Raw genomic sequence first — 13,227 nt, 5'->3', positions numbered from 1 at the left:
GTTACACGCCAAAAAGCAAATGGAAACAACGGAAATGGGTCATCATGAGCATGGTCTGCCTCCTGCTGTTCAGTTCAGCAGCATTACCTGCCAGCGCAGACGGTAAAGCCGATGCTTACCATTATTCTTTCTATGGGGATGCGGTTCCGGCTCCGGCTGCATATGAAGCAACCATGATTATTACTGGCAAGAAGCTGAATATCAGCGCGTTCAAGGAACCTAGTGATATGCATGTTACCGAGGATGAGCGTATTTATGTGCTGGATTCAGGCAATGGCCGCATCGTAGAGCTGGATCGGAATTTCAAGCTTGTACGGACTATTGATTCGTTTGTAAACGATGGCAAGAAAGATCAGTTTAAAAATCCTCAAGGTCTGTTCGTTACAGAAAAAGGAGATATCCTCGTTGCCGATTCGGATAATCACCGGGTTGTTCATTTGGATGACAAAGGGGAACTCGTCAAAATTGTGGCTGAACCGAAATCGGATTTGTTAAAAGAAGATTTTCAATTCAAGCCGATTCGGATCGTGATGGATAAAGGGGAACGCATCTATGTGATGGCCGAAGGGGTATTCGACGGCTTCATGGAGTTCAGTGCAGATGGTGCATTCTCCTCCTTCATCGGGGCTAACCGGGTTCAGGTTGATCCTGTGGAGTATCTGTGGAAGCGACTCGCCACCCGCGAGCAGCGAAGTCAGATGGTCATGTTCACACCGACCGAATTCACCAATCTGGATATGGACGAAGAGGGGTTCATCTATGCGACAAGCGGGGATCGCGGTAAAGATCCGATTAAAAAGCTGAATGCGCAGGGAACTGACATTTTGCGAAGAGAAGGATATTCGGCTCCTCAAGGCGACTTGCGATACATGAACGAAAGCGGGCCTTCTCGCCTGATTGATGTGGATGTGGGAGACAGCGATATGTACTCCGTACTGGATTCAAACAAAGGTCGGATCTTCACCTATAACGGTGACGGCTACTTACTTCATATCTTTGGCGGAATCGGTAACCGGATAGGCCTGTTCAATACTCCTGTCGCATTGGAGAGGGCAGGTGACCGCATGCTCGTACTGGATAAAGCACTTGGTGAGATCACCGTGTTCCAGACAACCGAATACGGACGCACCTTGCATGATGCGGTACGCAGTTATTACAACGGCGAAGAAGATAAGTCCTCGGAGCTCTTTGCCAAGGCGGCCGAGATGAATGCCAATCTGGAATATGCCTATGCGGGTATCGGCAAAGCGCTGCTTCGCCAAAAGCACTATGCCGAGTCAGCCGAATACTTCAAACAAAGCATGGAGCGCAAAGGGTACTCCAAAGCGTTCCTGCTGTACAGGAAAGAACTGATGCGCGAGCATTTTTCATGGGTGATGTCCGGTATATTCCTGGCTGCAGCTGCGTTCGTCACCGTAGTTATCGTTCGCAGACAGAGAAGGAGGACAACGAATGCAGGCATCAAGTAAACAATTGTACCAGTACCCGCTCCATCTGATTTTCCATCCCTTCGACGGTTACTGGGAATTGAAATACGAACGGAATCAAAGAACGACATTGCTAATCTCGTTTATGATTATGGCTTTGCTCGTAATCACCAAAATTTTGCAGGCGCAGTACAGCGGATTTTTGATTAATTTCAACAATCCCAAATATCTGAACAGCCTGCTTGAAACGGTATATGTGATCGTGCCTGTCCTGTTCTGGTGTGTAGCCAACTGGTCATTAACGACATTGATGGACGGGGAAGGCAAGTTCTCTGAAATATTTATGTCCACCTGTTTTGCACTGGTGCCGATGTTCCTGGTGCATTTTCCATGGATTTGGCTGAGTCTTGCAATTTCTGCACAGGAGACGGCATTTTATTATTTCTCTAACGCAATAGCCGTGTGCTGGACGGTCTATCTGCTATTTGTGGGCAACATGACCGTGCATCAATATACACCAGCCAAAACCATTCTGACGATGCTGCTCACCCTTGTGGCTATGGCATTTATGGCATTTCTATGCTTGTTGTTCTTCAGTCTTATACAGCAGATCGTATCCTTTGTATACACCATCTATCAGGAATTAGTGCTTCGGGGCTAGGAAGGAGGAAATCACAATGAAATACGCCGCAGCCAAAAAAATAACCGGAATCCTGCTGATCAGCATTTTGCTTCTTGGTGGTTGTCAACTCTCGCCATCACCAGCGGCTCGCGAGACGGCAGCAGATGTTAGTCAAGTAGAGACTCCTTCCCTGCCTCCCGGAGAAAAGCTGAAATCTGCGTTTAGCGATGCCCGCATACCTGGCATGATCGGCATTGCCCGAAATGACGCCTTACAGCTGTTAATTAACGAAGAGACCGCCGAAATTGCAGTAATTCATAACCAGAGCGGACAGATTTGGCGCAGTAACCCGGCAGATCGTGAGAAGGACGGCATTGCCGCCGGGATTAACAAGGATCTTCTGTCCGCTCAATCAAGGCTCAGTTTTTTCAATAGTTCGGGACAGAGCAGTATGGTTAACTCCTACACAGACAGCACGCGGCATAAGCAGGTGAGCTATGAAGCATTACCGAACGGGGTGCGGGTTCACTATCAGTTTGGCAGCACCGAACGTTCCATCGAGGATTTGCCTGTAAAACTAAGCAAGGAACGCTTCGAGCAAAAGCTGCTGGCAAAGCTCGACAAGTCCGGGGAACGTGCCCTGAAGGTCGGGTATGCCGAGGACAAGGATGAAGGGGTGTATGTCCGAATCGACAAGGCAATGCAGGGATTGCAGCTGACTCGTGCCTTGAAGGCTTTTGAAGACGCTGGATACACAGAAGAAGACCTGGCCCAAGACAATGCCGAGCATGGCATCGAACATGAACGAAGCGGGCCGCGTCTATTTATGCTAACGATGGAGTATGAACTGGATGGAGAGCAAATGCTCGTACGTGTACCTGCATCCGGCATCCACTTCCCGGAAGAGTATCCGATCAACACCTTGTCGGTGCTTGAATATTTCGGAGCCGGAGGCTCCAAGGATGAAGGTGCAATTCTCGTTCCAGACGGCTCGGGAGCACTCATTCATTTTAACAATGGCAAATTGCAGTACCCTTCCTATCAGCAGGACATTTATGGTCCGGATCTGACGATGAAGCTACGGGAAGCAAGCTCAAATGAAAGCAAGGCCAGATTGCCGGTGTTTGGAATGATTCGGCCAGAGGGGGCTTTCCTCGGCATCATCGAAGAAGGCGATGCGGTAGCTATGGTAAATGCGGATATTAGCGGCAAGCTCAATAGCTACAATAACGTGTATCCCAGCTTCTATGTCGTAAACAAAAGTGATATCACCCTGCAGTCGAGTGATATGGTTCGTACACTGCCGAAGTTCCAGAATAAACCGACCTCTTCCGACTTTGTCGTTCGATACGCATTTGTTGGAGCAGAGCAGGCTTCCTACTCAGGGCTGGCTTCACTGTACAGGGAGCATTTGCTTTCAACAGGAGGACTGCCGGAGGTGCAAGTTGATCAAAAGCCTGCAGGTGTGCCGTTCTACCTCAAGCTGTTCGGCGGCATGTCCACCAGACAGCATATGCTTGGTATCCCGTATAATTCCACGGAGGCACTGACTACGTTTGAAGAGGGTCAAACGATACTGTCGAAGCTGATGGAGAAAAATGTGTCCAACATTCAAGTCCGCTATGCCGGATGGTTCAATGACGGTCTGCATCACCGCCTGCCGGATTCCATCAAGGTAGATGGTGTAATTGGCGGGAAAAAGGGAATGAAGGCATTCAGCGAATATACGAGCGACGCAGGCATCGGTTTTTATCCGGATATGGCTATGCTGAATGTGCAGTCCAAAAAAGGGTTCAGTCCATCGAAAGAGGCATCCCGGACGTTAACGCAGGAACCTGCGATTTTGTATCCAATGGACCCGGCTTTACAGCGCCGAGCCAAGGATTTATCCGCATCCTACGTGCTTTCTCCGAATGAGATTAATGATGTAACGACAGATATGCTGAAGGACCTGAAGCCGCTGCAAGCGGGCGGTATTTCGCTTAAAGATATGGCTGAACAATTAAATAGCGACATGAATCCGAAAAAACTGCTGGATCGCACACAGGCATCGGATACGGTTCGTAAAGCTTTGGATCAGATCAGGCAGCAAGCTGGCTCCATCGTAGCCGAGGGCGGGAACGGTTATGCTCTGCCTTATGTTACAGGACTTACGGATGCTCCTATGACAAGCAGCAGGTTCAAGCTGGAGGATGAAGAAATCCCGTTCTTCCAACTGGTTGTGCATGGCAATATCAGCTACACGGGTTCTCCTTACAATCTGTCCACGTATACCGATGCAAGACAATATGTCCTGAAGCTGATTGAATACGGCGCGAGTCCTTACTTCGCTTGGTTTAATGCACCTAACCATGTCGTGAAAGAGACGGACTACAACAATCTCTATGCTGCGAATTATGAGCAGTGGATTGATCTGGCCGCTGATATTTATAAGGAAGTGAGTCAAGTCAATCTGCCATTTACAGGGCAGTCGATGATCGCTCATGAGGCTGTTGCCGAAGGTGTATACCGAACAACCTACGAAGGCGGAGGCTATGTGATTGTGAATTACAATGATTTCTCTGTTGAAGCAGAAAATCACAAGATTGAGGCCCTAAGCTATGTGACGGGTGGTGGGCAGCAATGAAGACACTCATGAAATTGAAATGGGGAAATCGAACGTATGCCCAGCAGAAAGCCATGTGGGGCGTAATCTATGTACTGCCGTGGCTCATCGGCTTTGTATTATTTTTCTTTGTTCCGCTGCTTGCTTCGCTGCGATACAGCATGAGCAAGATTCAGGCGAATGCAGATGGAATTGCTATTCAATTCACGGGATTAACTAATTATATTCAGGCTCTTACCGTAAATACGAGCTTTAACCGGGCGCTTATTGAGTCCATAACCGATGTACTCGTCAATGTGCCGTTGATCGTCATTTTCAGCTTGTTCCTTGCGGTGATCCTGAATCAAAAGTTCAGAGGACGTGCCGTGGCCCGATCGATCTTTTTCCTGCCTGTTATTCTGGCCTCCGGCGTTATCATGTCGCTGGAGAGCACCAGCCTGATTGAAGCAGTTAATCAGAGCAATTCAGGGGGAAGTATGTTCGGAACATTGGAACTGGAAGGTTTGATGCTTAATGCAGGCGTAAGTGAATGGGTTGTCACCTATTTGAGCGGTGCAGTGGATCGAATCTACCAGATTGTCAGTCAATCGGGTGTGCAGATTCTGATCTTCCTCGCCGGTATCCAGACCATCTCGCCCCAGCTGTATGAAGCATCCAAGATGGAAGGTGCGACAGGGTATGAGGCATTCTGGAAAATAACATTCCCGATGGTGAGCCCGCTTATTTTTGTCAATGCGATCTACACGATTATTGATTCATTTGCTAATAACGCGATGACGGAGCTGATCCGTGATACAGGATTTGTCAAATTCGATTTTGGTCTTAGCTCTGCCATGGCCTGGGTGTATTTCGCAGCCATTGCCATCATTCTTGTCGTTGTATCTATCATTTTCTCGAAACGAGTCTTCTATCAAGATTAGAAAGGAGGGCATTCCGCGTGACGACATCACGATTATTATCACTTGAGCATTGGAAAAGCTGGCTGTGGTCTGTCATCCGCTTTGTGCTGATTACCGGACTTTCCTTTGTTATTCTATTTCCGATTTTTCAGAAAATCTCGACAGCGATCAAAGCTAAAGGGGATCTGTATTCGGCCGTAGTCGTATGGATTCCCCAAAACTTCTCCATTGATAATTTCAAACAGGCCATTCGTGTTATGGATTACTGGGCAACACTGTTCAACACGTTTGCGCTCTCGGCAACAACAACGCTACTGACAACCGCTTCGTGCGCACTCGCAGGTTACGGGTTCGCAAGATTGAAGTTCAAGGGCAGCAACTGGCTGTTTGCCGGTGTCATTCTGACGATTCTTGTACCGCCAACGACCATCCTCATTCCGGTGTACCTGAATCTGAAGAGCTTTGATCTCATGGGGCTAATGACGCTGATTGCAGGCAAGCCAGTGAATCTGCTCAATACGTACTGGCCGTTTATTCTGACCGCAATTACGGCGAATTCGCTCAAGGCAGGTCTGTATATCTTTATTTTCCGGCAGTTCTTCAGAGGTATTCCGAAAGAGGTAGAAGAAGCTGCCTACGTGGATGGAGCAGGTATTGGACGTACATTCTCCCGAATCATGCTTCCTAATGCGATTCCTTCTATGGTCACGGTGATGCTGTTTTCCTTCGTGTGGCAGTGGAACGACAGCTTCTATACGACAACATACCTGACCTCCAGCAAAGTGATGTCTACAATGCTATCGTCGCTGCCGTACAATCTGGCGCAACAGGTTACGGATGGTGCTGCTTCCCAGGCTGACCCGTTCTATCTGAGCATGATTCAGGATACAGGTATTTTGCTAGCGATCCTGCCGTTAATTATTATTTATTTATTCGTGCAGCGGTATTTTGTCGAGAGCGTAGAACGTACAGGTATCGTGGGATAACAAGAGCAGCTTGAAGGACAGACCGATGATACAAAATACACCAGGGAAAGGGGGGATATCGTGATAACTCCCGTGATAAACAGTCACTCGCATTGGATATGGGATGGCTTGAGGGAGCGAGCGCCAACGAGATTGCTATAGCTTGTTGAAACGATGCCTTTCGGCCGCTTCCTATCGCAGTAATGTAAACCAATTTAATCAAACAGGAGGAATAGAAGTGAAAAAGATGTTGATGTCCTGCAAGCTTTTACTCGTTTTGGCATTACTGATTACGATTGCTCCATGGGGAGGAAACCAGGCGGATGCCTGGGTAGGCATGCCTATGGGAAAACTGCATGTCAGCGGTAAAAATCTGGTGAACAGCAACAATCAACCAGTGCTTTTGAATGGATGGCATCAGCCTTCCGGTGCATACTGGACGTATCAAGACAGCAATTATTATCTGAATCTTCATGGAAACAACCGCCACGCAGCAACACTTGCCTATCTGAAAGATATTACAGACACCTTCGCAGATACCAGCCCGAAGTATGGCAGCAATCATGGCTGGAAGATGAATCAGGTACGTCTCTTTATTGATCGTCAGGACATGGGGGATGTGGCGGCAGGTACATACAACTTTGCCGGCGTGCAGACTGTAACACAGAACGTGATCATTCCATATATTCAGTACGCCAAAACCAAAGGTGTATATGTGGTTCTGGGACTGGACTTCACCCTGAAGGATGATCAGGCGACAACAGCAGCGAATTTGCAAAAATTCAATCAAATCTGGGGTTACCTTGCCTCCCGTCCGGAGATTAAAAGTGCAGACAACGTTCACTTCGAGCTGATCAACGAGCCGGTGAAGTCGTATGCGAATGGACATTGGGGCGGTTATAACGGGGAAAATGATTTCGTGGACCACTGGAATGACCTGCGTAACTTCCAGAATTCCATGATCTCAACCATTCGTAATCAGGGAGCAGACAACGTCATCTGGGCAGCTGGTCTGGGTTACAATCAGTTCTACAGTCTGACAGCAAGTCACCCGCTTACGGACCCGCTGAACAACTACGGTTATGCTGTTCACTGGTATCCGGGGTACGGAGCGTATGACAACTTTAACATTTTGCAAGATCAGTGGAATACCAACGTTAAGGCAGCAGCTGATAAATATCCAATCAACATTACAGAAGTAACCTGGTTCAAAAACAAACCTGGAGATTCCGCATACTGGAACCTGTTCAACGGAAGTAACGAAGGTTTCGGTACGAATACGAAAACGATCTTCAACGCAGCAGGCAATGTCAGCATCGCAGCTCATATGAACGGTTTCATTCTGGAGCCGGGTCCACGCAGTTCTTTCGCTGATCCTACAGCAGGACTGAAATGGGATGGAGATGCATCACGCAGTGCGATGGGACGATTCCTGTTCAACTGGTATAATGAACGTTCCCAGAATTATGGAAGCGGTAATCCAACGAATCCAACGAATCCAGGTACCGGTCTGGTGTCTGGTGCAACCTACAAAATTGTAGCACGCCACTCCAACAAGGTTATTGATGTTCCTGGCGGACAAAATGCGAATAACCTGCAGCTCCAGCAGTGGAGTGATCTGGGGGGAAATCCTCAGAAGTGGGTGCTCACTTCAATCGGAAACGGTAATTATACACTGACAAGTGTCAATTCCCCGGATAAGGTGATTGATATTCGCAACGGCACAACGACAAACGGGGAAGCCGTGCAGTTAATGGTTAATCTGAATACCACTGCACAGCATTTCAAGGTCAATGATCTTGGTAATGGCTACTATAGTATTATTAACGTCAACAGCAACAAAGCGATTGAAGTTGCAAACGCATCCACAGCGGATGGAGCGGTTCTGCAGCAAAACACGTACACAGGCGCTACGAATCAACAATGGAAATTTGTTGCCGTAAGCAATTAATACGATAATCAACTTTCTGTACATGTTAAATAACCTTCTCAAGTCCATGCGTGACTTGGGAGGGTTATTTTTTTCGTTTAATTATTTTCAAACAGCCCGTTAGAAAGATTTACAAGGGGGCTATAACTGCTATACTTAGCCAAGCAACACAGTACAACGCAGTACAAATCAGATTCATAAATCAGCATTGTTTCTTTACGGCGGCAAATTGTACCCTAAGGAAGAAGTTGTACCTTCACTGTTAAGAAAAGCCCGTTGTATCATGAACTAACCATTATGCAAACCAAAAATGTAAGCGCTTGATCAGAAAAAAGGGGGGAGTACATTTGAAACTCCTATGGTCCAAATTTTCACCGATGTTCCGCAGATTTTTGATCTCTTATTTAATCATTCTCATGATCCCGCAGATTGCCGGATATGCCTCTTACAGGGCATCCATTGAAGCGGCTCGGGCGAGCTCAATCGAGAACAGTCTGAAATCCCTGAATCTTGGTAAAGAAATCATCGAACGAAATCTGCTACAAGTGGAAGCCTTCACCCGGCAGCTCGCAATCAATCAGGATCTCTACCGTTTGATTGCCGATCCAAAGCCGCTTGATGTGTACAACGTCTACGGCATAGGCCGCATGCAGCGCAGCTTGTCCATGTACAGCAGTACAAACGAGTATTTATCTCATTTTTTCATCTATATCCCCAATTACAATGTCATTATTACACCAACCACAGTGTATTACAGACCCGAGCACTATTACGCAGCCAACGCACTTGAAGGTATGACCTATGAGCAGTGGAGCGAAAACATTTTAAAGAAACCGCATTTCAACGAAATCATTCCGCTTCGAAATTACAAACGTGAAATAAGCAGCAATGTACTTACTACTGTTCCGGCCATTACATTTCTGCAATCGCTGCCGCTTAACAGCTTTAACAAACCGCAGGCAACAATCGGTGTGTTGATCAATGAAGACAAGATGGCTAATCTGACACAGCACATTGTGGATCAGTATGGCGGCTGGACGCTGGTTCGGGATGCTGACGGGAATGTGATCTTTTCACGTGGTATTGAACAGGCCGAGGCGCAGCGTCTGGCGGAAACTTATAATCGGGATGCACATCAGGTACAGCCGATTGAAGGTGGACGATTGCTCCTGTCTATTGAATCGGGTCAGAACGGATGGAGCTATATGGCCGGTATTCCCGAGAAAGCACTTATGACCAATGCAGATCAGATCAAACAAGTTACGTTTGCGTTTACACTTGCGACACTGGTGCTTGGACTAGCGATCGGGCTGGTACTGGCATACCGCAACAGTGCACCTATCTATAAATTGCTGTCCGTATTTCGTGAGCAGACCAGTGAGCCTTCGGGCAAAAGACGCAATGAATATGATTTTCTCGCGAGCCACATTCATCATCTGATTGCCAACAATCATTCACTTGAGAATGCACTGAATGAACAGATTCCGCTGCTGAGGGACGGCTTCATTAAAAGGCTGCTCACGGGTGAATTCTATACAACGAGAGAACTGGAAGCCATCTCTTCCCAGACCCGGATTTCTATCCAGAACACACAAGGCATAACAGGACTGCTCAAGGTGAACGGGTATGCAAGCCTGGATAGTGAAGAGACGATTCAGGAGCTTGGTGTGGCGAAGCTGATTGTCAGACAGACCATAACAGAGTGGAACGCGGAGATTCTGATGACAGACTGGGGAACAGATCAGATCGCATTTATCTGTCCTGTCTCTGATGAATGTCTTGAACAAGCCATACACCATTGTGAGTCTGAACTGGAACGGCTGAGAGAGCTGATCTATAGAGACTACCGCATATCAACAACCATCGGCACAGGAGCAGCATATGAGGTATGGAATGATGTGGGACGTTCATTTGACGAGGCAAAACAGGCGATGGATTATGCTATTCATTGCGGAGCCGATCAGCTTGTCAAATTTGAAGATACACTCAAGGAAAATGAAATGTATTATTACCCGATTGAATCGGAGCAGCGCCTGCTGAATACGGTCAAGGCAGGTGAGGTGCAGGAGGCGCTGCGCATTCTGGACCAGCTGTTTGTACGTAATTTCGAAGAACGAGAGCTTTCTTATGAGATGGTGCAGCAGTTCATTATGGAATTGAAGGGAACGTATCTGAAGCTGGATGAGTCCAAAATCAAACTCGGCGATTCGTTTACAGATGAATACAAAAACTGTGTCGCAAGCATCCAGACCACCGATTCCATTCCCGCATTACGTGGCAAATTCAAACGTCTAACCGAAGAGATGTGTATGGAGGTTGTCAAAAAAAGATCATCCACTCATGCCGATACCGTCCAGGAAATCATGAGTTACATTGAAAACAACTACGGTGACGCGAATCTGACCATCTACCGCATCGCTGAATATATGGGAAAATCCGAAAAATTCATCTCTCAGTTATTCAAAGAGCATACGGGAGAGAATCTGTCCGATTATGTGGAGCATGTCAGAATCAACGCAGCATCAGGACTTCTCCTCGAGAGTGGTCAAACCATTGATGAAATCGCACTGACTACAGGTTATAATAGCGCGCATTCATTCCGTCGAGCATTCAAACGAGTACGCGGCATTTCACCAAGTGTATTTCGCAAAATGGACAATCAGAGCGGTTAATGTACCGTCCGTTATCGGAACGATATTCGTGTAATGTACCTTAAAAGCCGAGATGTACCTTTACCTCAATTCCCGGTCAACCGTATGATTACAGCATAAAGAAAGCGCTACCAATTTCGGTTAGAAGGGGTGGCGTGAACTTGATCATAAGGTATCGTTGACTGGGGGGATGATTCTGAGAACAATAACGACAAGTGAACGCAAATTGGATGTGCAGGAGCGCAGGCGATCCACATTACAGCATGCGCTGGGAAGAAGTTTCAGGAGACACTGGCAGCTGTATCTGCTGATTTTGCCTCCGGTGGTGTATTTTATCATTTTCAAATATGTACCGATGGTTAATACCGTGCTTGCATTTAAGGACTACAACGTGATTAAAGGGATATGGGGCAGTCCGTGGGCTGGAACAAAGTATTTCGAGATGTTATTCCAGAATCCCGCATTTGTGATGTTAATCAAAAATACGCTGCTGATTTCGTTTTATAGCCTGATTGTTGGATTTCCGGTCCCGATCTTGCTGGCACTGGCCTTAAACGAGATCAAAAACATCAGGTTTAAGAAAACCGTACAGCTGGTAACTTATGCTCCTTATTTCATATCAACCGTCGTTATGGTATCCATCATTATGCTATTTCTGTCGCCACGACTGGGGATTGTGAACACCATTGCAGGTGCGCTCGGCTTTGAAGCAGTGAATTTCCTGGGAAATCCAGACATGTTTCGGTCGATATACGTATTCTCAGACGTGTGGCAGAGCATGGGATATTCTGCTGTAATCTACCTGGCCGCGCTGGCTGGCATTGACCCCTCCTTATACGAAGCTGCCAAGGTGGATGGAGCCAATCGGCTGCAGAAGATCATCAATGTGGATTTGCCGGGACTGCTTCCAGCGGCCGTCATTATTTTGATTTTAAGTGTGGGCAATATTATGGCGGTGGGCTTCGAGAAAGTGTATTTGCTGCAAAATCCGTTAAATCTGTCTGCTTCAGAAATTATTTCAACTTATGTTTACAAAATGGGTCTGTTAAACGCCAATTACAGCTTCGCTACAGCGGTAGGTTTGTTTAACTCTCTGATCAACCTCATTCTGCTATTGGCGGTCAATTCAGCTGCGAAACGTTTGTCCAACACAAGTTTATGGTGATCACACGGGAGGGAGGATATTTCATAGATGGCTAACGTACACACACAGGCCGGACATCCGGGGAGGAAGAGAAACACCGTCATCCGGGAATCGACGGGAGACCGCCTGTTCATTACCTGCATCTACATCGTTCTGTCACTCGTGCTGGTTGTTGTGCTGTACCCCTTAATCTACATTGTCAGCTCGTCGCTGAGCAGCCCGGCAGCGGTATCTTCGGGTAAAGTCTGGCTGTGGCCGGTAGATCTGTCACTGGAAGGGTACAAAGCCGTTTTGCGCAATGGTCAGGTGCTGACGGGATATGCGAATTCCTTGTTTTATACAGCGGTTGGCACGTTTATCAGTGTAGCTCTGACGATTATGATCGCGTATCCGCTATCCAAAAAAACCTTTGTCGGACGCAGCACACTTATGATTTTCATTACTTTTACGATGCTTTTTGCCGGAGGGCTGATTCCGACCTATCTGGTTGTCAAATCACTGGGATTAATTGATACACGGTGGGCACTGCTGATTCCGAACGCGATCTGGGTGTGGCAGGTCATTATCGCCCGAACCTTTTTCCAGAATTCCATCCCGGATGAGCTGTCAGAAGCTGCTGACATTGATGGCTGCAGTGATATTCGCTTTATTTTCAGTGTCATTTTGCCGCTTGCCAAGCCGATTGTAGCTGTATTGTCACTGATGTACGCCGTTGGACAGTGGAACGCCTATTTCGACGCACTGATCTATCTGAAATCACAGTCGCTCTACCCGCTACAGCTGATATTACGAAGTATTCTTATTTTGGGCAGTTCGGGCAACATGGACGCTTCAGAGATGATCAAGCAGCAGCAGATGGCGGAACTGATGAAGTATTCCCTGATTGTCATGGCGAGCTTGCCGGTTCTGATAATTTATCCGTTCGTACAGCGGTATTTTGTGCAAGGCATGCTGATTGGTTCGGTTAAAGGATAAGCTGCAGTT

9 protein-coding genes are annotated in these 13,227 nt (G+C 47.2%); all 9 read left to right on the top strand.

Features of this window, described 5'->3' with window-relative positions:
- Positions 1 to 44: 44 nt before the first annotated feature.
- The 9 genes from IEW26_RS09130 (at position 45) to IEW26_RS09090 (ending at position 13,218) form a co-directional block, all read left to right on the top strand.
- Entirely contained in the window at positions 45 to 1,469 is a 1,425-nt protein-coding gene (locus IEW26_RS09130; protein WP_188592412.1) for an NHL repeat-containing protein, read from the top strand.
- A complete protein-coding gene (locus tag IEW26_RS09125; protein WP_111268824.1) occupies positions 1,453 to 2,088 on the top strand; it encodes a YIP1 family protein in 636 nt (211 codons plus the stop codon). The genes IEW26_RS09130 and IEW26_RS09125 overlap by 17 nt, the downstream gene beginning before the upstream one ends.
- A gap of 16 nt (positions 2,089 to 2,104) precedes the next feature.
- Positions 2,105 to 4,675, top strand: a complete 2,571-nt coding sequence (locus IEW26_RS09120; protein WP_188592148.1) for a DUF5696 domain-containing protein — start codon at positions 2,105 to 2,107, stop codon at positions 4,673 to 4,675.
- Positions 4,672 to 5,574, top strand: coding sequence for a carbohydrate ABC transporter permease (locus tag IEW26_RS09115; protein WP_145402331.1), 903 nt, complete (start codon positions 4,672 to 4,674; stop codon positions 5,572 to 5,574). The genes IEW26_RS09120 and IEW26_RS09115 overlap by 4 nt, the downstream gene beginning before the upstream one ends.
- Positions 5,575 to 5,591: 17 nt before the next feature.
- On the top strand, positions 5,592 to 6,539 hold the full coding sequence (locus IEW26_RS09110; protein WP_145402330.1) for a carbohydrate ABC transporter permease: 948 nt from the start codon (positions 5,592 to 5,594) through the stop codon (positions 6,537 to 6,539).
- Positions 6,540 to 6,765: 226 nt separating this feature from the next.
- Complete coding sequence (locus tag IEW26_RS09105; protein WP_229729795.1) at positions 6,766 to 8,469, top strand: RICIN domain-containing protein; 1,704 nt, start codon at positions 6,766 to 6,768, stop codon at positions 8,467 to 8,469.
- A gap of 326 nt (positions 8,470 to 8,795) precedes the next feature.
- Entirely contained in the window at positions 8,796 to 11,120 is a 2,325-nt protein-coding gene (locus IEW26_RS09100) for a helix-turn-helix domain-containing protein (protein WP_188592147.1), read from the top strand.
- A 289-nt stretch (positions 11,121 to 11,409) separates the two neighbouring features.
- Positions 11,410 to 12,264 carry an ABC transporter permease gene (locus IEW26_RS09095; RefSeq protein ID WP_308423457.1) on the top strand — a complete coding sequence of 285 codons (855 nt, stop codon included), beginning with the start codon at positions 11,410 to 11,412 and terminating at the stop codon, positions 12,262 to 12,264.
- Positions 12,265 to 12,291: 27 nt separating this feature from the next.
- Positions 12,292 to 13,218 (top strand): carbohydrate ABC transporter permease, encoded by a 927-nt coding sequence (locus tag IEW26_RS09090; RefSeq protein ID WP_188592145.1) that lies wholly within the window; start codon positions 12,292 to 12,294, stop codon positions 13,216 to 13,218.
- The last annotated feature ends 9 nt before the right edge of the window (positions 13,219 to 13,227 follow it).

The organism is Paenibacillus silvae (genome assembly GCF_014639235.1).
Lineage (GTDB): Bacteria > Bacillota > Bacilli > Paenibacillales > Paenibacillaceae > Paenibacillus > Paenibacillus silvae.
Note: the sequence above shows the minus strand (reverse complement) of the source record. Positions and strands in the feature narration are given on the sequence as shown.